7 protein-coding genes are annotated in these 26,337 nt (G+C 46.0%); 5 read left to right on the top strand and 2 right to left on the bottom strand.

What is annotated here, in order from left to right; all coding sequences use genetic code 11:
• The first annotated feature begins 30 nt into the window (after nucleotides 1-30).
• Together torT and R7D93_RS20705 are read left to right on the top strand one after the other, a co-directional pair.
• Nucleotides 31-1,080 carry a TMAO reductase system periplasmic protein TorT gene (gene torT, locus R7D93_RS20700; protein ID WP_080960073.1) on the top strand — a complete coding sequence of 350 codons (1,050 nt, stop codon included), beginning with the start codon at nucleotides 31-33 and terminating at the stop codon, nucleotides 1,078-1,080.
• 64 nt (nucleotides 1,081-1,144) lie between these two features.
• Complete coding sequence (locus R7D93_RS20705) at nucleotides 1,145-1,600, top strand: methylglyoxal synthase (RefSeq protein WP_005376571.1); 456 nt, start codon at nucleotides 1,145-1,147, stop codon at nucleotides 1,598-1,600.
• Nucleotides 1,601-1,677: 77 nt separating this feature from the next.
• On the opposite strand, the gene helD is transcribed toward R7D93_RS20705, so the two are convergent.
• Nucleotides 1,678-3,747, bottom strand: coding sequence for a DNA helicase IV (gene helD, locus R7D93_RS20710; protein WP_005376572.1), 2,070 nt, complete (start codon nucleotides 3,745-3,747; stop codon nucleotides 1,678-1,680).
• A gap of 324 nt (nucleotides 3,748-4,071) precedes the next feature.
• On the opposite strand from helD, the gene yccS reads away from it, so the two are divergent.
• From yccS to R7D93_RS20725, 3 genes are all read left to right on the top strand, one after another.
• Nucleotides 4,072-6,225: a YccS family putative transporter gene (yccS, locus tag R7D93_RS20715; RefSeq protein ID WP_213968449.1), complete on the top strand. Its 2,154-nt coding sequence runs from the start codon at nucleotides 4,072-4,074 to the stop codon at nucleotides 6,223-6,225.
• 183 nt (nucleotides 6,226-6,408) lie between these two features.
• Nucleotides 6,409-6,639: a hypothetical protein gene (locus tag R7D93_RS20720; protein ID WP_005376575.1), complete on the top strand. Its 231-nt coding sequence runs from the start codon at nucleotides 6,409-6,411 to the stop codon at nucleotides 6,637-6,639.
• 80 nt (nucleotides 6,640-6,719) lie between these two features.
• Nucleotides 6,720-7,022: a hypothetical protein gene (locus tag R7D93_RS20725; protein ID WP_047101396.1), complete on the top strand. Its 303-nt coding sequence runs from the start codon at nucleotides 6,720-6,722 to the stop codon at nucleotides 7,020-7,022.
• Nucleotides 7,023-7,206: 184 nt separating this feature from the next.
• On the opposite strand, the gene R7D93_RS20730 is transcribed toward R7D93_RS20725, so the two are convergent.
• Nucleotides 7,207-25,827: a retention module-containing protein gene (locus tag R7D93_RS20730; RefSeq protein ID WP_225496007.1), complete on the bottom strand. Its 18,621-nt coding sequence runs from the start codon at nucleotides 25,825-25,827 to the stop codon at nucleotides 7,207-7,209.
• Between the last annotated feature and the right edge of the window lie 510 nt (nucleotides 25,828-26,337).

Raw genomic sequence — 26,337 nt, forward strand, 5'->3', positions numbered from 1 at the left:
TAATGTTCGTGTTCAGCGACATATTACGTTATATTTTGCAGTGTTTACTTAATCTATGCCAACGAACTTCATTTCATGGTTAAAAATCAACACGCATTTCGCACATTTTTCAAACATTCTGCAGCCACTTTAACCCTCGTTGCTTCTTTGCCAGCGGTTGCCGCAGAGAAAATATGTGCAATATACCCTCACCTAAAGGATTCATACTGGTTGTCAGTAAACTATGGAATGGTGTCCGAAGCGAAAAGAGAAGGTGTCGAGCTACGAGTTCTTGAAGCGGGCGGCTACCCAAACAAAACCCGTCAAGAACAACAACTCGCACTGTGTAACCAATGGGGAGCAGATGCAGTTATCCTTGGGACCGTGGACCCACAGGCTTACGAGCATTCACTTAAAAATTGGGTAGGGAATACTCCCGTTTTTGCTACTGTGAACCAACTCGACTTGGATGAAGAACAAAGTGAGTTGCTAAAAGGGACTGTCGGTGTTGACTGGCATTGGATGGGATACGAAGCGGGTCAATATTTGGCAGCTCGTCATCCAAAGGGGTCAGGAAAGACCAACATTGCCTTACTTTTGGGGCCGCGAACTCGTGGTGGTACGAAACCCGTTACTGCCGGATTTTATGAAGCGATACAAGGAAGTGATATCAACATTGTTGACTCATTTTGGGCAGACAACGACAAGGAGTTACAACGTAACCTAGTTCAACGTGTGATCGATATGGGAAATATAGATTACATTGTTGGCAGTGCAGTGGCGATTGAAGCGGCCATCAGTGAGCTGCGCAGTGCCGGCAAAGCTGAGGAGATCGGTTTAGTTTCTGTGTACTTAAGTCATGGTGTATATCGAGGCCTGTTACGTAACAAAGTGCTCTTCGCACCAACAGATAAAATGGTGCAGCAAGGTCGGCTTTCCGTGATGCAAGCAACGCATTACTTAAGGGGTGAAGCTTATGACAAACATGCCTCACCAACCATCAAACCACTGACTCCGAAGACGCTTCATGACGACACGATCGAAGAATCGTTATCTCCGTCAGAATATAGGCCGACATTCCGTGTTAAGGCTGTTGATTGAAAGACCAAAAACGTGTTCTATTGAGTCACAACAATTTTAAAATCATACAAACGGAAACATCTTGATGCAAAAAACCATTCGTACCATGCCAACCCATAAACATGTGGCTTTGGTTGCTCACGACAACTGCAAACCTGAGCTACTTCGCTGGGTAAAAGAAAACAAAGAAAAGCTACAGAGTCACTTCCTTTACGCAACTGGCACGACAGGACACATGCTAAGTAAAGAAACTGGACTTGCGATCAAGAGCATGATCAGTGGTCCGATGGGCGGTGATCAACAACTAGGCGCTCTTATTTCAGAAGGCAAAATCGACGTTCTCGTTTTCTTTTGGGATCCACTGAATGCCGTACCTCACGACCCAGACGTTAAAGCGCTTCTTCGTATTGCTAGTGTTTGGAATATTCCTGTAGCAACGAACCGAGCCACCGCTAAGTTCCTGTTTAACTCCCCTCTTCTTGAGCAAGAAGTAGACATCGAAGTGCCGGATTACGAAGCCTATCTTGCTGAGCGCATGTAAGCTTTGATGCTAACCAAATAAAGCAAAGGCGATACCAAGTATCGCCTTTACTGTTTTTAACATTCTAAACGTTGCATTTAACGAGAAGTCACGATGGGATAGTCACCATTAACGAGCTCTTGAACGAATGCAGATCCCGCACCAGTATGCGTAATCCAAACCTTCTCTTTCGCACGTGTAATCGCCACGTAAAATAGCCTGCGCTCTTCTGCGTAAGGGAATTTGTCTTTGGACTCCGTCAACGCACCATCAATGTGAATTTGCTTCTTCTTAGCGGGGAATTGCCCCTCATCCACAGAAAGAATAATCACAAAGTCAGCTTCGCGTCCTTTACTCGCATGGCAAGTCATAAAGCGAATATCGAGATTAGGGAAACGTCGCAACCAATCGTCGAACAAATCGGGCTTATGATAATGGTTACGTCCTAGCAATAAAACTGACTTGGTTTGCTTGGCTTGTTGATTCAAGTGGTCCAAGATCTTTTCCACTTGATTGCTCGGCGCGGTATGTACGCTCTTCTGCTTGCGTTGTTTGTGGCTGTTTAGTGTTTTCGGCAACTGCGATGGGTTTTGCTGCACGAATGTATTCGCTACATCACCAATCTGATTGTTGAAACGATAAGTTGTATCTAAGTGATGAACGGTTGAGTGAGCAAAGCGTTCTTTAAAACCAGTGATAAGATCGACATCCGCTCCTGCAAACTGATAGATCGCTTGCCAATCGTCGCCAACAGCAAATAACGTGGCACCTGCTTGTTTCTGAGTGGATTCACACAGTGCTTCAATCAATGCCAGACGATCTGGAGAGATATCTTGATACTCATCGACCATAATAAAGCGCCATGGCGAGACAAACTTCCCTTTATTCACATAATCTGTCGCACGACTGATCATGGTTGGGAAATCCACTTGGTTGCTTTCTTTAAGCATTTTCTGCCACGCTGTAAAACATGGCCAGCATAAGGCGAGTTCACTATTTAAACGCGTATAGTCTTGGTGGTTTACGAGCTTTTCTTGTACTTGCTTTTTGGTCAAGCCCACCGCCGCTAAATGAGACAGCTGCGAATCTAGCCAAGCGATCAGTTTTGGATTTTCTGAATGGCTTCCTAACTCATCATCCCCTTTTAGGTACGCAATCGGCCATTTGTCTAAATGTTTTTGCCAACGTTTAAAGTTGGTGGGTGTCATCCAATGTTTTTTCAACCAGTCTACACACCATGCTGTTCGTTGATTTTCGTCCAACGCTAAAGGACTAATTTCGACAGGTTGCTGTTCGACTTGTTTAAGAATATACAAGCCCAACTGATGGAATGTGTTGACGCGCACACCGTCTGCCGCCATGCCCACTTTATCTACTAAGCGTTCTTTCATTTCAGTCGCCGCATCACGACCGAACGCTAACATGAGAAGCTCTTCTGCTTGAGCTTGATGGCTTTGCAACAAATAGGCAACTCGTGCGGTTAAAACGCTGGTTTTGCCCGAGCCGGCCCCAGCAAGAACTAAGTTGTGGTCGTCGTTGAGCAATACCGCATATTGCTGGGATAAATTCAAAGGAGAGGATTCAATTTGATTAAACAGCACTTCCCAATTTGGACGTTCTGCTTCTAGCCAATCGCGATTACGCTCACCAAGCGCCTCAGAGGTATCAATGAGCCAAGGCTCTATTTGCGACATACGATTCGGCATTCGCATTTTGGCTTCTTCTAGGGTGGTTTTCATCTCGCTTAACTCTTGGTTAAGGCTTTCAACCCAGGAGACCACTTGAGAATGCGATAAGTAAGCAGGCAAGTGCTTTAGTTTGTAAAGCTCTTCTTCCCACTTAGGTAGATACTCAGCCAGTTTTCGGCACTGAGTGTTGTGCCACTCTTGATATTGACGAACGGCCTCAAGCGCAAACTTTCGGCATTGCGGCCACGGTAAACCTTGGACTAGCCAGCTTTGTTGTTTGCCTTCGTGTTCATGAGCAAAAAACTGTAAAGAGCTCCATAATAACCCACGCTTTACGCTAACTTTGCCATTCCAGATCGTAAAAGGAATATGTTCTTCACTGCCTATCGAGCTTAATAAAACACTGTTCTCTTTTATTTCGACGTGATGGTACTCATTTTGAATAAAAAACTGTGCTTTGCTAGTGGCAGTAAGCTGCATGAAACGTGCGCCTTTTAGTTTAGAGGTTGTCGATTTATATCATTTTAAGGCGCTAAATTGTAGCAACGGCGAGCACCTAAGTAAGCTTCTTCTTCTATTCTTTAATAAAATTCACATTACTGTCGATTTAATAACCTAAAGCTGAGGTTATTTGAAGCTGGCTTTACAATCCTCAATACATGACCTGGCAGTTTTAATATAAGTCAATGACATCCCTGCTGATTTTATCAGCAACCACGAATTTTTCTTAAAGTAAATCATAAACGCGCTATAGTGGGTCTGGTAGTATTCCCCCTGTTCTTCATCGGAAACATAAGGCGCATTGTGCAAGCAACTTCTAAATTTCGGCTATATTGGGCAAACAAGACGATAAATTACAGCGTTCTTATCCTTATTACCTTACTGGGTGTGGTTATCCCAACTTGGTACTTCGAGCAAAACACGCTGATAACGCCATTAATATTAGGCGTTATTGCTGCTGCTTTGGCTGAAAGTGATGACAGTTTCACTGGACGCATCAAGGCTCTGATTCTCACCTTTCTCTGTTTTGCGCTTGCTGCTTTTTCAATTGAAATCTTGTTCGATACCCCATGGGCTTTTGCGTTGGGATTATTTATCTCAACCTTCGGCTTCATCATTCTTGGAGCGATAGGTCCTAAGTACGCGAGTATTGCTTTTGGTTCGTTGCTGATCGCTATTTATACTATGCTTGGCGCACATGAAAGCACCAACATTTGGTTTCAGCCACTACTGCTTTTGACTGGTGCCGCCTGGTATTACTTCATGTCCATGATTTGGCAGATATTTTGGCCTCTTCAACCGGTGCAACAAAGCTTAGCCAATGTGTTCTTCCAAATGGCGAATTATCTTGATGCGAAAGCCAAGCTTTTTCACCCTGTGACCAACTTGACGCCACAACCGCTGCGGATTGAAGCTGCAAAATGCAATGCTGCCACGGTTACGGCACTAAACGCTTGTAAAACCACATTACTTAACCGATCGAAACGGGGTCACATTGATGGGCCTAGTGACCGATTTTTAAATATTTATTTCATCGCTCAAGACATTCACGAACGCGTCAGTTCTAGCCATTATCGCTATCAGGATTTAGCGACCGAATTTGAACGTTCTGATGTGCTGTTTCGTTTTAAATATCTTTTGGAGTCTCAAGCCCAAGCGTGTCGTGATATTGCACTAGCCATTCAGCTAGGAAATGAATACTCCCATACCGATCAATCTATTCTGGCATTAGCTGAAGTACAGAACTCTCTTGCTTATCTAGAAGAACAAAAGCAAGGGCACTGGAAACGTCTGCTGATGCAGTTAACATATTTATTCAATAACTTAGCGACGGTAGAAAAACAACTTAATAACATTAACAACCCAGATGTCGAAGGCCTAGAAGAAGATACCCTCGCCGATACCAACCCACACACGCTAAAGGCGATGTGGCAGCGTATATCAGCAAATTTACACAAAGATTCGATGCTGTTTCGGCATGCATTACGTATGTCAATTGCCTTAACGATTGGCTATGGAATCATTCAAATATTCAACATCGACCGAGGTTACTGGATACTCTTAACCACTTTATTCGTATGCCAACCGAACTACAGTTCCACTCGCCAAAAATTGACGGCGCGAGTAATAGGTACATTAGCTGGCTTGTTGATTGGTGTACCATTGCTGACTTTTTTCCCTTCTCAAGAAAGCCAGTTAGTATTTATCGTTATCTCTGGAGTGATGTTTTTCGCCTTCCGGATGAACAACTATGGGTACGCGACTGGTTTTATTACACTGCTCGTCCTCTTCTTATTTAATCAACTAGGTGAAGGTTACGCAGTTGTCCTTCCTCGACTAGCAGATACCCTCATCGGGTGTGTGCTTGCAGTAGGAGCTGTATTAGTTATTTTGCCCGACTGGCAGTCGAGAAGGCTTCACAAAGTTATGTCGGATGCGATAGAGGCGAACAAGCAGTATCTCGATCAGATCATTGGTCAGTATAGAATCGGCAAGAAAGACAATTTGAGCTACCGTATCGCTCGCCGCCAGGCCCACAATAATGATGCCTCACTCTCTTCTGCGATTAGTACGATGCTGGCGGAGCCTGGCAAATATCGCGCAGCTGTTGATGAAAGTTTTCGCTTCCTAACGTTAAATCACGCAATGTTGAACTATATTTCTGCATTAGGCGCGCACAGAACTCGCATCGAAGATGAGTCAATTCATAAACTCGTTTTAGATGCTCACCGTTGTATTCATCAGCATCTGGATGTACTTCATAAACAGCTTCACCAGCATTGTGAGGAGTGTGACCTATCTAATATTGATGATGCTGGACTCGAGCAACGCTTAAACGAATGGCGCGATGAAGACGACAGCTCTGCCCGCATGGTATTGCAGCAACTTCATCTTATCTATCGCATGCTCCCAGAGCTTCATTCACTTGCTAGTAAGTTTGCCGTCAGGGTAAGTTAGTAACATTCAAACCATATGTAAGAGGGAAGCGCTATATCGCTTTTCTTTTTACGTTTCCATCTACCCCAAAGTGGGTAATTATGTACCTTCTTAGGAAAAATCTGACGTATCACTTAACACACCTTGACAATATTCGGACAAAAAGCAATCGATCAAATTCTAATCTATTTTGGTTGAATAAATATGTTGTATCCAAAGGATGAAGAATTTCGGGCAACGACGGATAAACCGAATCACGACGAAGGTATTGAGATGAACGCACAACAATTTAATGAACTTAAGCAAAAGCTCAGTGATTTAACGGCAAGTCAGTTAAAGTCATTACAAGGTGAGATCAGCGTGAAACTAAATAAAGCGCAAAAACCGGTTCTATCTGGTGAAGAAAGAGAAATGCTTGCCAAACTGTTTGCCTAATCAAGTCATTGATATAAAACACTTGAACGTTTTATAAACTCCACCTATGCTCTCACTATCATAATGTTGGGAGTAGTGATATGCCTGTATCGGGAATTCAATCTGGATACCACATCGTTCAGATGTCACAACAAATGGCCGAGAAAGCTGCACATGGCATTAGCAATAATGTAAGTAAGGTAAAAGAAGAGCTTTCTGATCACAACATCGATTTAGCTGCGGTTGCGGATGTCGCAATAACAGCCTCAACACCTAGCCTTCCCTCTCAAAAAGTTGAATCTCTCATCAACCTCGCACAAGCCGCTGGTTATAACCGAGTTGGCGCGTCTGTCATAGAGAAAAACAATGAAATCATTGGCAGCTTGCTAGACATCCACGTTTAGGCGATTTAACGTCAAATTATCGCTATTTTAATTTCCAACTATCACTATAACGTCGTAACAAGATAACCCCTTTGCTTCGTTCTTGCTTTCTATTTCGATTCAAATATCTCCTGTTTAAAATCAAGCGTTCCCGAAAAAAATGGGCGGCTTATCAGAGCCGCCCATTTTTGTGTTGTATACAGGTTTATCCGTTATCAATAACACCGTTGTTCAGCAATGACTCTACAATCTCGTTGGAGCTGAGACCGTTGAAGTCGATTGAAGTACCTAAGTTTTCCACGACAATAGTCTGCTGAACATTTGCATCCGTCGTAATGTTCAGAGAAACACTTTCCGTCGATGCATCGTAGTCTGCTGAAATGTGACCAAGCAGATCATCCATGTCGATCATTGAGTTATTGAGATCAGAGATAACTTCACGTAAATCGATACTGTCTTCGTTAACAGTGAAGTCAGTAATGGTATCCACTGCCCCTTCATCAACGGAATCTACCGTCCACTTGAAGATATCGCTGCCGTCTCCACCCGTTAAGATATCTGAACCTAAGCCACCGATAAGCACGTCATCACCATCACCACCCAGAACAACGTCGTCACCGTCTCCACCAATCAAGTTGATACCTGTGTCTCCACCGACTAAATAGCTGTCGTCCACTGCGGTTGACTGGTCAATATCGTCGCTATCACTACTCACATCCAAACTAATTTGGACAGGTGAAGACTGCGCTTCATCGCCATTAGATTCCGTTGATATCGCCGTAAGCGAAATATCGTAAGAACCGACATCAATACCACTGTTAGTATCTGTTGCGACAATTTCTAGCGTATCAATTTCATCGCTTGGTACTGTCCAAGTGGTACCATCGAAGCTAATGCCTGATGGAGAAACGCCACTTGTTACCTCAGCACTAGCTGGTACGCCCGTTAGCTCCAAAGACAGCACCTCGTCAATATCAGTAAGCGCCGCCATGATTCCGACAATCGCTAAACCTTGACTGCTCGCGGTTTGGCTAGCCGCAATTTGACGAATGTAATTAAACTGAGGATTGATACTCAATGTAGGTGCATCAGCTACAGGTGTCACATTGATAGTGAAGTCTTGATTCGCTTCCAATGCGGTACCCGATGCATTTTCGAAGTACACGCCGTTGTCTTCGACTTTCACCGATAAAGTGATTGAAGCTGCGTTGACATCTCCTGTATCCACAAATACACCCTCAGAAGCGTCTGTTGCTCCAAGAACGGAGTTAATATTATCTGGTGTGCCCATTAGGGTGATTTCACCAGCCATCCCCGCCCCAACAGTCACACCACTACCTGCTGGCGGCTCGACACGAAGGTCGCCCTCGGTAACTGTAAGAGTCACGGTCATGCTTTCATTTGCTTGTGCGCCCGCAAAGTCGACGTCACTCACACTAATACCCGTTACTTTCTGGCCATCAGCTTCATTGATCGTATCCGTTACCGACGTTGCAGTGATTTCAGGTGCGTCATTGGTCGCTTCAACATTCAACACTGCTGTGCCCGCGATTGTAATTGGGTCTGGAGCGCCGTTAGTGGTTCCGTCATCTGTGATTTCATAAGTGAAATTAACGTCACCAAAGAAATCTGCTGCGGGTTCAAACGTCCACTCTGTCGCACTCACTTGAGTCAGCGTGCCTGAAGTTGGGTCCACTAACGCAACATTATCGACGGTCAAGTTGTCTGACTCAGGATCACTTGCGTTGCTCAGCAACTCAGTAGCCGTAATAGTTACCGAACCACCATCTTCTTCGGTACTACTCAACGTTACCTCTGATGTTACCGGTGCATCGTTCACCTCAGTGACTTCGAAGGTCGCCGTTCCTGACACCGTTTGAGGATCTGAAACACCGTTCGTTGTACCGTTGTCGGTAATGTCGTAGGTCAAATCGACCTTGCCGTTGTAGCCAGGCGCAGGAGTAAATGACCATGTACCTGTTACGTTGTCGAAATCCAATGTGCCGCTGCTTGGATCAACCAACTGGACATTGCTCACCATCAAGGTGTCGTTTTCAATATCAGACGCATTCGCCAACAAATCAGCTTGGGTAATATCAACCGCCGTACTGTCTTCTGCGATATCAGAAAGTGTCACTTCAGACGTCGTTGGAGCATCATTGACTTCCGTTACGTTGAACGATGCGCTGCCGTTAACCGATTTAGGATCGGATGCACCATTTGTCGTGCCATCATCTGTAATGGTGTACGTGATTTCAACTGGACCGTTGTAATCTGGTGCTGGGGTAAATTCCCACTCTCCCGTGCCACTGTTGAAAGTAATGCTGCCCGAATTCGGATCCGTTAACTGAACATTGCTGACCGTGAGGTTATCGTTCTCTACGTCTGTCGCATTCGCAATAAGATCCGCTTCAGAGATGGAGAACACACCACTGTCTTCTTCAATATCCGGTAGCGTCACTGGCGTAGTTTCTGGGGTATCATTCACCGCTGTTACTTCAATATTGAAGCTGCTGCTGTTGGTATTTAGGGTGTCATCTACCCCACCAATTACGATACCTTCATTACCTTGGTCATCGACTGTCACGTCCACCTGAACGTCACCAAAGAAGTTCAGCTCTGGGTTAAACTCAATCAGACCGTCTGCAATGGCATTGTTTAGATCGGCCACTGTACCTTTCAGTTCAACGGAGTCCGTACCATCACCGCTCACGGTTAGGTTGTAAGTAGCGATGAGCGTTGGATTAAGCTCCAAGATACCGCTGTCGACGTTCACATTGAGTACATATTCAGCATTCGGATCATCGAGTACGGCATCAATATCGGTAATGCTGAAACCATCAAGCAGCATTGGCGTATCTTCTGGTGTTTCCACATCCACGGTATTGACGAACTCTGGACGATCGTTCACTGCTTCAACATCAACAGTGACATCAAACTCCTCTGCGGAGCCCAAGCTTTGACTGCCATCGAGCCCAGTATCAACGGCTTGCACTTTGAAATGCAGCGAACCATCCCATGAGTTATCGTTGCGATCCCCTGAATTAAACACCACTTGATCCAAGTCTTGAGCATTGATTTCTAAGACAAAAATGCCGCCGCCTTGGTCAGTAAACACGGTCCCATCAGGTAATGAAACACTCGCCCCATCAGGGACATTGGAGACCTCAACTCTCAGCGTCTCTGGATCATTTTCCTGGTAGTTTGCACCATCTCCGATGGACTCTTTGTTATCAACCACTAACGCATTTACATTAATAACAATGTCTTCGCCCTCATTACCTGCAGCCGAAGTATCGGGATTCACATCAACATCATCACCAATAGGATTGACAATAAGCGTAAAGTTGTTGTTTCGTTCCGTTGGAACTTGTAGCAACTCCTCTTGAATGAAGACCGTAATACCTATCTCAGCCTCGCCACTAAAGTGTTTTGGCGGTTTAATTTGGATGTCACTCAGGTCAATGGACGTCTGAGTGAGATCTTTTAGTTGAATACTCCATTCGCCCCCACCGTTGTTCTTAACAACATAATCAGAGGAATTGGATTTAACGATAAAGTCATCAGGAAGCCCCGTTAACTTGAGTGAAACGAAACTCTCAGAACCGTCATTATCGTTCAGGCTGATCGAAACACCAGCCCCTGATTGATTAAGCGAAATTAAAGTATCTTCGTCGCCAATCACCGTGATTGGCTGCGTCGGATCGGCACCTGTAATGGTAATGTCATCAACGACTGGCGTAACTTCAAATGTGACATCGTCAGTGAAAGTTCTTACATCTATATTATCGCCAGAGTTATTCAAGATAGACTGATCAAACACAGCTTCATCAGTAATTTCTCCCTCGATATTAATCTTGACGGTATTTTGGCCACCACCTACGGGGTAATTTTCTTTTGGCTTAAACAGAACATTGTCAAGCGCACCAGCTAAAATCTCAGCTTCATTAAACTCAATACTGGTTCCTAAGCTGTTACCATTGGCATCAACAAACTCACCTAATGTTGTGTCATCAAGCTCTAACTTGATGTTCGTTAGTGTTTCTCGACCACCTTGAGTGTTGTTAAATTGATCGGCAAAATCAACACTCAAGTTAAGTTGGATTAAGCCATCTTCGTAACCAACACCATCCGCCGTGGGAACGTCGTTATTTAGATCAGTCACAGGTTGTTTGTTTGCATCCAAGCCGAAAGTACCGACGATATCTACTCTTACATTTGGTGTGACATCGCTATCCAACGGCTGATCCCCGGCTGAACTCGGAACGTCTGCAACCGGTAAAACCTGAACTGGAAACTGAACATTATTTTCTTTTTCATCACCGGACTCAGTGTCTTTAGTGACGAACCGAATTGGTAATTCGAAATCACCTGCGTAATCTTCTGCCAAGTGCATCGTCAAACCATCAAGGCCAGTAATATTTCCACTCGCATCGATATGGGCTTGGAACACGTATTTGCCATTGACAAAGTCGATATCCGTCCCCGTGATCACCAAACCAGGAGGAATACCAGGAGCTGAAGGATCGACGATAATAGTCAAGACATCCTCCACGCCATCTGCATTAATCGCATCAACTTTCGACGTTAACTGAGCACCAAGGTTAATAGAATTGTCTTCCAACGCTTGAATTTGGACATCATCAGCCACCTGAATCTCTGCCGCTACACTCATTTGCGGTGTGAGAACGGTAGGAAATTCAAGTGTCACATCCGTTTGGCGCATGACCGTCGCATCTTTTTCGTTGCCCAAATCTTCGCCCAAATCATTCACTTCTGCGTAAATGGTTAAGCCAATTTGAGAGAGACCACCGTTATCGCCATCGTCACTGTCATCGTTTGGTGTTAAATCAAGTCCAGACGGCGCTTTAATTGAGAAGTTGTCTTCATTAGTTACTGTCCAACGACCTCCACCTTCATTTAGTGCACCGACGATAACCAATTGGTTGAGGATCTCAGGGTCCACATTGTGAAATTGAACAACAAGTTGAGTCACCACTTCATCTGAAGACGCATCAAACTCTTGATATTTAATGATATGAGCACCAGATTCGCCCCCCATAGAAGTGTTGATCGTAAAGTCAATGTTACCTTGATCGTCTGACTTCACGATATCGGTAGCACCACCACCACTTTCAGTGACAAGCAGACGGGTTTGGTCGTCTATTGCCCCCGTCTTATCCTCTGGCTCAACGATTGGATTAACTTGGACATTCACCGTACCATTGATGGTTTTCTCTGCGATACCTTCACCGGGATTCGAAGCGTCAACATATTCATGGTCAATCTCTTTCACAGTGACGGTTGTGGTCAAGTCAAAGTCAGTACTTGAATCCTGCTCCAACTGGACTTGAACATAGCCACTTTGAGAGATTCTAGCGGAAAAATCTTGCTCTGATTCACCAGCTTGCGGTGAAAGCGTTAGTGTTCCAGAAACAAGCGCTTGTGCCACACCATCTACATAGACCGTGCTGCCTGGAGGAAATCCAGAGATGGTTACATCACTAAAGAATTCATCGGTATCAGGGCTTTGTACGAGCGTCGGTTTCCAATCGATGTCAAAGCGCGTATCTTCATCTCCCTCCGATCGAACAACGTAGTTATCTTGAGCGTCAATAACGGGTTCGACCTTGATCCTTACCTCTCTTTCAATCACACGACTATGACCATCATTTTCGGTAACAATGATCGTCCCTGTAATCGCAATGTTTTCGGTTGAAGAGGCTTCTGGAATAATTTGAATACCGGAATTAAAATTCAGCCCAGTGATGTTTGCTTCGTAAATCGGTTGACCGTTACCATCATAGCCAACAAAGGTGAGGTCAACGCTTGAACCGTCTGAATCTACGACACGAACACCGTCGGGGATGTTGGACAGGATAACAGTAATGGCTTCTGAATCATCCTGTGGTCTATCGGCAACTTCACCTGATACAACCGAGAAGTTGAGGTTTACAACACCATTCTCTTCAATAGTCGTCTCTATCCCGGCCACATCTCCGTCTACGAATCGGTTCCAAACGTTCCCCGCGTCAATTAATACCGTGTCTGGTATGTCAGCAACACCTTTTACACCAACGATGACAGTCTTACTGCCCAGTGACAACACATCTTCTGTCGTACCGGTAGACAATGATGCTGTGTCTTTCACAATTCCTTCGACATTGAAAGTAAAGTCATCATTGCTGTGCAACGGAGGAAGAACTTCGACGTTCGCTAATTCAGACTCTGGCACTTCGTAATAAAGTACATTGCCGCCTGAATCGGTCACTTCTACTATCTGACTTGGGTTTGCTGAGTCCAGCCACACCAAAGTAACCCCATCAATTGAGAAGTTAGAAATGCGCACAAATAACGCTTCAGAACCATCTAAGTCCGCTGATGGTTTCATGGTGATCACTTCACTTAATTGGAGTGGGTCGTGATCAGTGACAGGGTCTACCGTATTTTGAGTTCGAGCATTATCCTCAAACACATTAATTCGGTTTACAGTAAAACTACCTTTATCCGCAACTGGGTTTACATCAATAATGATGGTTTCGGTTTCTGAGCGAGCGGTATCTTTCCCAAGCAGTGGATTGTTGTTTTCCGTCGTAATAGCGGTGACATCAATTCTGATTTCGCCCGAGAAGTTATCTATCGGATCAACTTGAACTTCATCAATTCGGCTTGCATCCACCAGATAAACACCACCGGATTTTGGTATCGCACTACCATCTGAATAGACTAACTCTGCGTTACCTTCTCCTTGTGTAAAGACAAGCTCGTACACAATGCCTTCAGGGTTACTAGTGTCTTGGGTTTCAGCCGTGATGTTAAGTGCGACATTGTTTCCATCTTCATCAACCGAATAGTTAAATTCGCTGCTTGCCGTCCACGTTGCAATATCTGCGACGGCAGCAACTTCAATGTCTAAACGACCATTAATCGTATGATCTGGCGTACCATTGTTAAGAATTTCCACGCGGATACGAGGATCGATACCAGAAGCATCGGTTGATGTATGACGATCTGGTACGAAGTACAAGTTATCTAACGAGACAAGCTCACCATTGAATGACTGCTCAACATTTGATGCGTCGAGAACAACCGTATTGCCCACAGATGTTAACTCAATGTAGTTGCCACTGCCGTCTCTGTAGTAGAACGTACCGTTGTGAGTATCAGCATCTCGAATAGTGATGTCACCTAAGCTCTCGTTACGGTCGATATCATGTAAATTGATAACCAAGTCGACTTTCGCAGGGCTAACATCCAGCGTCGACAAGTTGTCCTGAGTATTTGCAGAGTCAACGCCCACAACGACACCATCACGCCCTTGGTCTTCGAACGCAGTAACGGTAGACGTGTCAATTTGCGCATTGCGGTCTCTTATCGAGATATCCACATCGGCATCTGCGATATCGCCATCACCATCGGTTGCAACAACGTTGATGGTGAAATCAATCGAGTCGGTTTCGGTATGGTCAAGATCGTCATTCGGACGGAATGACACACTGCCATCGGTTCGAACAACCAAACGACCGATTTCAGTATCCACTCCGTCAAAAACCTTGTGAACAAATACGACTTGGTCGCTGCCGTTCAAATCGACAGAATCAGAATCAACACCGTTTTGCTTAAAGTAAATGCCTGAATCATCAGCCGAGAATGAAGTCACTTGTGCGCCGTCAGCACCAAGGTCATCATCCCCCTCTACAGGGTCTCGGAATAAACGAACCGTGCGGCTGCCTTGTCCCTCAACACGTGAAATAGACGCATCGTGCAAGGTTGGAACATCATCGGTAATCGTCACTGGTAAGTTAATACCGGCCGTATCGCCATCGACATCGGTCGCGAAGACTGGAAGATCGAGTATGAGTGTATCTTCGCCTTGGGTTGAGTGGTCTAGCGCACCCTCAAGCGTAAACTTGTAAGAGCCGTCAGCGTTCAAAACTAGCGTGAACACTGAGTTACCATCAGGTGTTTGACCTTGATAAGTAAAGTTGTTGTTGCTTACCGCGGTTTGAACTAACGTCACCGCAAGACCACCTGAAGTTACTCCTGGTATCGGGTTAGAAGTAAGATCTAACTGGTAAGAGACAACGGTATCTGCCCCTTCCACCGTATCGAAATTGCCCGTTGCTTCTAGGCTGTCTTTGTTGGTTGCCTGAGAGCCGTTGGCAAGGTCATCCTCATCAACAGCCAAAGCATCTGCTGATTTAATTTCGGGAATGTCATCAACTACGGTAATTGGAAGATTCAGTGATGATGACGTGTCACCATCAAAGTCTGTTACTGTAATTGGAATATCAATGACAAGGTTGTTTTCACCTTGAACAGCGTCATGGTCGATTGGTCCCAACAGCTCAAATTGGTAGCTGTCATTATTCGCATCAAGAGACAGCGTGAAGATCTTAGTTGATGTGCCAGTAATAACCGCTTCGTAACTGGTTACTCCACCATTCGTGCCTACTAGATTCAACTCGATGCTGCTGCCGTTCGACGTTAAACCAGACACGACTGCATCGAGGTCTGAAACTTGGTAGCTGACAATCTTGTCTGCACCAGCAACGACCTCAAATCCGCCGTTCAATACCGTAGAATCATTACTTGTCGTGTCAGATCCACCGGCAAGATCATCTTCATCAACGGTTTGTTGGCTAGAGTCTGTCACTTTCACAATCGCTGGAACATCGTCCACCACGGTGATCGGCAAGGTGATGTTATTGGACACATCGCCATCAAAATCAGTCGCGTTGACTGGGAAGTTAATGACCAACGAGTTTTCATCGTGACCCGCAGGATGATCAAGTGCACCCAACAGTTCAAATTCATAACTGTCTGCTGAACCATTTAGCGTCAGTTTAAAGACGGTGTCCGTCGTACCTTGTACATAAGCTCGGTACTCAATCACACCGTTTGAATTTGAAAACTCAACCAACTCAAGCGGTTGACCACCTGAGGTAAGTCCAGAAACAGGCGACGTTAAGCTATCCAACTGGAAGCTAACGATAGAGTCGGCACCATCAGTAACGTCAAAGTTGCCACCAATGATATTGGATTCTGGCGTGTCGTCCGAACCTTGGCTTGGAATATCATCCTCATCCACAGACAAGGTACTACCAGAGCTAATAGCATCAATGGTTGGTTTGTCATCTACGATGGTCACTGGCAAGGTCGCAGTGATGGTATCGTTGTCGCCATCCGTGATCTTCACAGGTAGATTCAACAAAATCTCATCAGAGTTAACCGCGTGATCTAACTGACCAGATAACTCAAAGTCGTATTTACCATCTTGATGAAGTGTCAACGTGAAGACAGTCACTCCACCCGGAGTTTGTCCCACGTAAACAAGCGCGTCAGCAGTTGAAGCACCAACGTCTTGAGAAAGTGTTACCTCTTCTCCACCCGATTTCAGATTCGGGATAGGATTTGAGCTTAGATCCAATTCGAAAGCATCAATACCATCTGCGCTAGTGACTTCGAACTCACCTGATACCGTTAATGGCTCTTTCGTTCCATCAGAACCAAGAGGTAAGTCATCTTCGTCGACACGTAGACTTTCAATATTGGTAACAACTGGAACATCGTCCACAACGGTAATTGGCAATGTGAAGGCTGGTGAAGTATCACCATCATTATCTGTCGCCGTCACAGGGAAGTTAATAACAATCTCGTTTTGCTGATTACCATCTGGATGATCAAGCGGCTTCTGTAAATCGAACTCGTAGGTGTTGTTCGTTGCATCCAACGTCAGTTCGAACACCACTTCAGCAGGATTGCCAGCGACACCTTGGTATACGTTCACGCCGTTTGCACTAGAAGACAGGACTAAGGTGATAGCTTCACCATCTGAAGTCAGTGACGCAACAGGCGTGGTCAGGTCACTCAGCTGAATAGAAGCAACTTGGTCAGCACCTTCGGTGATATCAAAAGTACCTGAAATAACCGTATCTTCTGCACTTGCAGCATCCGTACCTGCTGGTAGGTCATCTTCATCAACGGTTTGTTCGCTGCCTGCTAGCAAACCATCAATGGTCGGAAAATCATCCACAACCGTAATTGGTAAGGTGATGTTGTTCGACACGTCTCCATCAAAGTCAGTCGCGTTTATCGGTAAATTGATGATTAGTTCATTTTGTCCATCAGCATTTGGATGATCGAGAGGAGCGAGCAAATCGAACGTGTAGCTGTCATCAGAGGCATCGAGGGTTACACGGAATACTGGTGTCGTCGTGCCATCAATACGAGCTTCGTAAACTGAAACGCCACCTGCGTTTGATACTTCAACCATAACCAGAGATTGACCACCAGAGGTCAGGCCTTGTACTGGCGTCGTTAGGTCAGAAACGCTGTACTCGACAATGCCATCAGAACCATCAGTCGCGATGAAGTTACCGGCAATGCTGTTCGACTGCGTACCATCAGATCCGACTGTTGGGATATCGTCCTCGTCAACCGTTTGCACACTTGTTGCTTCGATGCCACCAAGTGTCGGTTTGTCATCAACGATCTTGACAGGAATTGTCTCAGCAGAAGTGTCGCCATCAAAGTCGGTTGCGATGATTGGGAAGTTCAGTGTCAGCTCGTCACTATCTACCGCGTGGTCGATTGGACCTTCTAGCGTGAAGTTATAAGAGCCATCGGTATTCACTGTCAGCGTAAAGACCGCTTCAGTCCCCGCTGCCGCTTCGTAAGTAAAGCTACCATCGCCGTTTGCAGTTTCCGTCAGTGTGACTGCCACGCCTTGTGATGTGAGTCCAGCTACTGGTGTTGCAGAAGCATCGAGCTGATAGCTCACCACTCGGTCCGAGCCTTGTGTGGTGGTGAAGTTGTCATCGATTGAAATCGGGTCAGTTTGGTCTGAGCCAATCGTACCTAAATCATCCTCATCAACGGTAATCGCATCAACATCGGTAATAGTTGGCTTATCGTCCACGATGGTGACTGGGATCGTGTCTGTGGTGGTATCACCATCAAAATCCGTTGCGATGATTGGGAAGTTCAGTGTTAACTCATCACTGTCTGTCGCATGGTCGATTGGACCTTGAAGCGTGAAGTTGTATGAACCATCCGTCTTAACGGTCAGCGTAAATACGGCTTCAGTTCCTGCTGTCGCTTCATAAGTGTAGCTACCGTCGCCGTTTGCGGTTTCAGTCAGCGTGACGGCCACACCTTGTGATGTTAGGCCATCAACTGGCGTTGCAGCAGTATCTAATTGGTAGCTTACTACCCCATCAGAACCTTGCGTTGTAGTGAAGTTGCCATCGATTGAAATTGGATCTGAGCCGTCAGAGCCAATCGTCGCTAAGTCATCTTCATCCACACGGATCGCGTCTACGTCAGTGATGGTTGGTTTATCGTCAACGATGGTGACAGGTAATGTTTCTGTCGACGTATCGCCATCAAAATCTGTCGCGATAATCGGGAAATCAATTTGTAGGCTGTCGCTATTCACCGCATGGTCTAGTGGGCCTTGCAGAGTAAAGGTGTAGCTGCCATCTGGCTTCACAACCAATTCAAATACGGCATTGCCATCTGCTGTGGCAGTGTAAGTAAAGCTGCCATCACCATTTGTTGTCTCAGCAAGCACGACAGGCTCACCTTGAGAGGTCAACCCTGCTACTGGATCTGCTGTTGCATCAAGCTGGTATTTAACAACACTGTCCGAGCCTTCAGTTGTGGTGAAAGAGCCCGACATAAACGCATCATCGTTTTGGTCTGAGCCAATTGAGGCAAGGTCATCTTCGTCTACTGTTAGTGGGACAACGTTATCGATGGTTGGAACGTCATCAGTAATCATGACGGGAATGGTCGCGGTCGTCGTATCGCCATCAAAATCTGTTGCAATGATTGGGAAGTTCAGAACCAATTCATCGCTGTTTAACGCGTGATCGACCGGCCCTTCCAGACGGAAGTTGTATGTGCCATCAGCATTCACATTCATGGTGAAGACCGGATTGCCATCCGCGGTAGCCACGTAAGTGAAGCTGCCATCGACATTCGCAGTCTCTACCAAAGTAACAGGCTCACCTTGAGAAGTTAAACCTGAAACAGGATCAGCCGTTGAATCAAGTTGGTAGCTCACCACTCGGTCTGAACCTTGAGTAGTCGTGAACGAGCCTTCAACAAACACAGCGTCAGTTTGGTCTGAGCCGATAGATGCGAGGTCGTCTTCATCCACAGCCAGAGGCACAACATTATCGATGATTGGTGCATCATCCGTGATCGTGACTGGAATGGTTGCCGAAGTCGTATCACCATCAAAATCGGTGGCAATAATTGGGAAATCAATCGTCAGGCTGTCGCTGTTTGCTGCATGGTCAATCGGACCTTGCAGCGTAAAGTCGTACGTACCATCTGTTGCGACATTCAACGTGAAGACAGGATTGCCGTCAGCGGTCGCAACATAAGTAAAACTGCCGTCACCATTCGCGGTTTCCACCAAGGTAATCGCCTCACCTTGAGACGTTAGCCCCGCAACAGGATCAGCAGTTGAATCCAGTTGATAGCTCACCACTCGGTCAGAGCCTTGTGTGGTCGTAAACGCGCCTTCAACGAACAGATCGCCGCCTGGGTCTGAGCCCACACCGCTAAGATCGTCTTCATCGACACTCAACGCATCCACCGCTGTAATGGTCGGTACATCATCAACAATCGTGACTGGAATGGTTTCAGTAACGGTGTCGCCATCAAAGTCGGTTGCGATAATTGGGAAGTTAAGTGTCAACTCGTCACTATCAACCGCGTGATCAATCGGCCCTTCTAGCGTGAAGTTGTAAGATCCATCAGTATTCACTGTCAGCGTAAAGACCGCTTCAGAGCCCGCGGTTGCTTCGTAGGTAAAGCTACCATCACCGTTTGCAGTTTCAGTTAATGTGACCGCCACACCTTGCGATGTTAAACCGTCCACCGGTGTTGATGAGCCATCTAACTGGTAGCTCACCACTCGGTCTGAACCTTGTGTGGTGGTGAAGTTACCATCAATAGAAATTGGATTGCTTTGGTCTGAACCGATTGACGCTAGATCATCTTCATCAACCGTAATGGCATCTACGGCAGTAATAACTGGCTTATCGTCCACGATGGTGACCGGGATAGTGGCATTTGTGGTGTCACCATCAAAGTCGGTTGCGATGATTGGGAAGTTGAGCGTTAACTCATCACTATCAACAGCATGATCGATTGGGCCTTCAAGCGTGAAGTTATAAGAGCCATCAGTGTTCACTGTCAGTGTAAAGACCGACTCGGTGCCTGCAGTTGCTTGATAGGTAAAGCTGCCATCACCGTTTGCGGTTTCAGTCAGCGTGACGGCCACGCCTTGCGACGTTAAACCGTCAACTGGTGTTGATGCGCCATCAAGTTGGTAACTCACCACTCGGTCTGAACCTTGTGTGGTGGTGAAGTTACCATCAATAGAAATCGGATTGCTTTGGTCTGAGCCAATTGACGCTAGATCATCTTCATCAACCGTAATGGCGTCGACGTCAGTAATAACCGGCTTATCGTCCACGATGGTGACTGGGATCGTTTCTGTGGTGGTATCACCATCAAAATCCGTCGCGATGATTGGGAAGTTCAGCGTCAGCTCATCACTGTCTACCGCATGGTCGATTGGACCTTGAAGCGTGAATTTGTATGAGCCATCCGTATTTACTGTTAGCGTGAAGACCGATTCAGTACCTGCCGTCGCTTGGTAAGTGAAGCTACCATCACCGTTTGCAGTTTCAGTCAGGGTCACTGCCACACCTTGCGATGTTAGGCCATCAACTGGCGTTGCAGCAGTATCTAATTGGTAGCTTACTACCCCATCAGAGCCTTGCGTTGTAGTGAAGTTGCCATCGATTGAAATTGGATCTGAGCCGTCAGAGCCAATCGTCGCTAGGTCATCTTCATCCAAGCGGATCGCGTCTACGTCAGTGATGCTTGGTTTATCGTCAACAATGGTGACAGGCAATGTTTCTGTCGACGTATCACCATCAAAGTCTGTCGCGATAATCGGGAAATCAATTTGTAGGCTGTCACTATTTACCGCATGGTCTAGTGGGCCCTGCAGAGTAAAGGTGTAGCTGCCGTCTGGCTTCAACACCAATTCAAATACGTCATTGCCATTTGCTGTGGCAGTGTAAGTAAAGCTGCCATCACCATTTGCTGTCTCTGCAAGCACAACAGGCTCACCATGAGAGGTTAACCCTGATACTGGATCTGCCGTTGCATCAAGCTGGTATTTAACAACGCTGTCTGAGCCTTCAGTTGTGCTGAAAGAGCCCGACATAAACGCATCATCGTTTTGATCTGAGCCAATTGTTGCGAGATCATCTTCGTCTACTGTCAGTGGAACAACGTTATTAATGGTTGGAACGTCATCAGTAATCATGACGGGAATGGTCGCGGTCGTCGTATCGCCATCAAAGTCTGTTGCAATGATTGGGAAGTTCAGTACTAGCTCATCGCTGTTTAACGCGTGATCGATTGGCCCTTCCAGACGGAAGTCATATGTACCGTCAGCATTCACATTCATGGTGAAGACAGGATTGCCATCCGCGGTAGCCACGTAAGTAAAGCTGCCATCGGCATTCGCAGTCTCTACCAAAGTAACAGGCTCACCTTGAGAAGTTAAACCTGAAACAGGATCAGCCGTTGAATCAAGTTGGTAGCTCACCACACGGTCTGAACCTTGGGTGGTCGTAAACGCGCCTTCAACAAACACAGCGTCGCTTTGGTCTGAACCAATGCCTGATAAATCATCTTCGTCTACAGCCAGAGGCACAACATTATCGATGATTGGTGCATCATCCGTAATCGTGACTGGAATGGTCGCCGAAGTCGTATCACCATCAAAATCGGTGGCAATAATTGGGAAATCAATCGTCAGGCTGTCGCTGTTAGCTGCATGGTCAATCGGGCCTTGCAGCGTAAAGTCGTAAGTACCATCTGCTGCTACATTCAACGTGAAGACAGGATTGCCATCTGCGGTCGCAACATAAGTAAAGCTGCCGTCGCCATTCGCGGTTTCCACCAAGGTAATCGCCTCACCTTGAGACGTTAGCCCCGCAACAGGATCAGCCGTTGAATCCAGTTGATAGCTCACCACTCGGTCAGAGCCTTGAATAGTGGTAAACGCGCCTTCAACGAACACAGCGTCAGTTTGGTCTGAGCCCACGCCGCTAAGGTCATCTTCATCGACACTCAACGCATCCACCGCTGTGATGGTCGGTACATCATCAACAATCGTGACTGGAATGGTTTCAGTAACGGTGTCGCCATCGAAGTCGGTTGCGATAATTGGGAAGTTGAGTGTCAGCTCATCACTATCCACCGCGTGATCAATTGGCCCTTCTAGCGTGAAGTTGTAAGAGCCATCAGTATTCACTGTCAGCCTAAAGACCGCTTCAGAGCCCGCGGTTGCTTCGTAGGTAAAGCTACCATCACCGTTTGCAGTTTCAGTTAATGTGACCGCCACACCTTGCGATGTTAAACCGTCCACTGGTGTTGCTGAAGCATCGAGTTGGTAGCTCACCACTCGGTCAGAGCCTTGTGTGGTAGTAAAGTTGCCATCAATAGAAATAGGATTGCTTTGGTCTGAGCCAATTGACGCTAGATCATCTTCATCAACCGTAATGGTGTCGACGTCGGTAATAACAGGCTTATCGTCCACGATTGTCACTGGGATAGTGGCATTTGTGGTGTCGCCATCAAAGTCTGTTGCGATGATTGGGAAGTTGAGTGTCAGCTCATCGCTATCTACCGCGTGGTCGATTGGACCTTCAAGCGTGAAGTTATAGCTACCATCAGTATCCACCGTCAGCGTAAAGACCGCTTCACTACCCGCTGTCGCCTCGTAAGTAAAGCTGCCATCAGCGTTTGCGGTTTCAGTCAGCGTAACTGCCACGCCTTGTGATGTAAGGCCGTCAACTGGTGTTGCAGAAGCATCAAGCTGATAACTTACCACTCGGTCAGAGCCTTGTGTGGTGGTGAAGCTACCATCAATAGAAATCGGGTCAGTCTGGTCCGAACCAATCGTGCCTAAATCATCTTCATCAACAGTAATCGCATCAACATCGGTAATAGTTGGCTTATCATCCACGATGGTAACAGGCAATACGATTTGGCTTGTGTCACCATCGAAGTCTGTAGCAATAACGCTAAAATCAAGGGTTAAGCTGTCGCTATTTGCCGCATGGTCAATTGGACCTTGCAGCTCAAAACTGTACGAGCCGTCGGTATTCAAAATTAATGTGAAAACTGCACTGCCATTTGCCGTTGCGCTGTATGTGTAACTGCCATCTGCATTTTGCGTTTCGGCAATGGAAACGGTTTGACCTTGAGATTGCAGGCCATTTAAAGAATCAGCGTTTACATCCAACTGATACTGTACGACGCCATCAGAACCTTGAGTTGTCGTAAACTGACCTTCGACCAGCGTTGACTGTGATTGGTCAGAGCCTACCAAACTTAAGTCATCTTCATCGACGGTAAGAGCGACAACGTCATTAATGGTTGGCACATCATCGGCAATGGTTACCGGTAGAACAAGTGAACTGGTGTCACCGTCAAAGTCCGTTGCGACAATAGTGAAGTCTAGAGTTAAGCTATCGCTACCCACAGCATGATCGATTGGACCTTCAAGGGTAAATGAATAAGAACCGTCAGGGTTCACTTGTAAGGTGAAGATAGCGTCCCCTTCTGCCGTTGCAGAATAGGTAAAGCTGCCATCTGAATTGGTTGTTTCCGTCAGAGAGATAGATCGCCCCTGCGATTCCAACCCATTGAGTGGATCAGTGCCGCTCTCTAATTGATAACTTACAACACGGTCTGAGCCCTGAGTCGTCGTGAAGCTACCTTGCGCGAACACAGAGTCGCTTTGATCGGAGCCAATGCTTGATAAATCGTCTTCATCGACGGCTAGCGCATCAACGCCATCAATCGAAGGAACGTCATCTTGAACTTGAATGACAATTTGCGCAGCTTCTGGTGTGTTCGAACCTTCGGTAATAGAGGAGCGGTCACCATCCGCATCTACCGCGTAAACTGGCAGTGAGAAAGTGAGCGAGTCATCGTTAGCACCCGTATGGTCAAGTTGTTCATACAAGTTGAATTGGTATTCGCCCAATGCAGGTGCATCAATCGCCACATCAAATACGGTAATACGCACACCATCCAGCTCGATGAAGCCTTCGTAAGTACGTACGCCGTTACTCTCGGACGCTAGTTCTAGTTGAACAACCTGCCCTTGAGATTGGAGTTCTCCACCAACATTGAACTCTGTAGGTTCCAACTCATAGTGATCAATGATGTCACTTCCGACCGCTGTCGTGATCGACCCAGTACCACTTGTTACTGCCGCGCCTTCCTGTGAACCTTGGTCAACCCCCGCCTCATCTAAAGACAAGCCCGTCACGTTCTCAATCACTGGATTATCGCCATCGAGGATGGTCATCGTAAAGGTGTTGCTTGCCGTATCTTGGTCGAAGTCGACGACTGTGGTTGGCAAAGAGAGCTCAATCGCATCTTCACCGTTTGTTTGTTCTAACGGCTTAAATTGCTCAAATTGGTAGGTACCATCAGTATTCAAACTGATGGTTAAGACGGTTTCATTCGAGCCCGCAATGGACAGGGTTATAGTACTGCCGTCTTCAGAGAGTACCGCTTCTGTCGCCTGATTATCACTCAATAGGCCATCGAATTGACTAAGTCCTTCTTGGTTAAACGTGACTGTTGCCAATTGATCACTACCAATATCAACAAAGGTGCCAGTGATTGGTGTAGAAGAAGATTCAACGTTTTCAAAAGTAACGTTTTGCGGCGCAGGATCATCGCCATCAATAACGGTTGTCGTAAAATCGATAGGCGCTTGAATGCTATTACCACCAATATCTGCGCCTGTAATGTCAAAAGCGATATTGATTTGATCACCGACGATAGATACTTGGCCATCAGCGATGGACGCCACATGGTCAATACCCTGGCTAATCGTGGTAACGACCTCTAACTCTAAATCACGGCCTAAAGATGTCGCTTCGATCTCGATACGAAGCACTTCGTTACCACCTTGAGTGCCGATAATGGCATTTTGCGCTTCGTCGTAAACGAACGCCACTGGCTGACCACCAGAGGTAATGTCACTATTTAACTCGGTTAACAAAGACTCTAATGAGGACGTTTCAGGTACAAATGAAGCAGTATCAAGTGCGAGGTCCCCTGCTTCAACCAGCACACTAGAAGAAATGGTTTGCGGGTAGCTAGATAGAGAAATTGAGCCTTCTGTTACGTTAGATTGCAGTGACTGCCCACCATCAGCAAAGATCGTGACATTCAAACCGTCATCTTCGTCGCGATCATCTTCTCCGCTGCGAGTCGCAGACGTTTCAAAAAAAGTAGACGCGAGTACTTCCGGGTTATTATATTCAACCGTCACGTAGCCAGCATTAGCCGAGCCTTCAGCACCTGCGCCAGCAGCTGTTGCTTCTAAGATAGCGGTAGGGTCAGCTCCGTCTAAAATAGCTTGCTGGATAGCGGCAATATCGTTGGCGTCGAAGTCAGCACTTCCAATAGCCGTTGGGTCAAAAGTCACCAAGCCATTAACTGGAGATTGTACCAATACTGGTTCTAGTGATTCAGAAGAAGGCACAGGAAGACAAGCAACACAATTTGCATCGACCAGATAAAGCTCATTATTTATCTGTACGTCGAGAGAAGCATTATTTTCTGTGATAATAATCTCGCCAGGTCTTAACTCATCCCCCGCTTTTATGACCTTAACGTTTCCATCCAGGCCCAAAACCAAAACTTCACCTTTGACAGCATTTACAATCGCGCTCTGCGGTACCGTGTGCGTACTCATCTGACCTCCGCTAATGGCTTACGTTTCCCATTAACCTTTTTAGATAATTTCTTATTAATTTAGTGCGGCATACTGCACACCTTTATGCGATTAAACTAAGTATTGAATCATTAAACAATCGATAAATACCCTACTACCGAGCAACATAAGTAAAACTTACTCGTAGTCACAGAAATGTGACACATGTGCTGACGCGTAGATATCGAATAATTATATGAAATTGATACCTTATTCTAATTAAGTGTAGTTGTTTTAAGAAAAGAAGAGAGATGAAATCATTCAGCTAAACGCCAGACTGCCGGTTGCGATCAATAATGGAAGAAAAGCAATGAGAATGTTGTATACACCGGAGCGTGATGACAGCTTAATCAATATCGGTGACGAAAAAAACGTAACGATTAAATATTGAACAACATAAATTGCAGGACAAAATGCAACGATAAAAATGTGGCTTACGATATGAATCCCCGCACACCACGAGTTCGGTTTTGTTCTGATATACAGCAAAAA

Origin of the sequence: Vibrio sp. YT-15, assembly GCF_033337445.1 — a bacterium.
GTDB lineage: Bacteria > Pseudomonadota > Gammaproteobacteria > Enterobacterales > Vibrionaceae > Vibrio > Vibrio alginolyticus.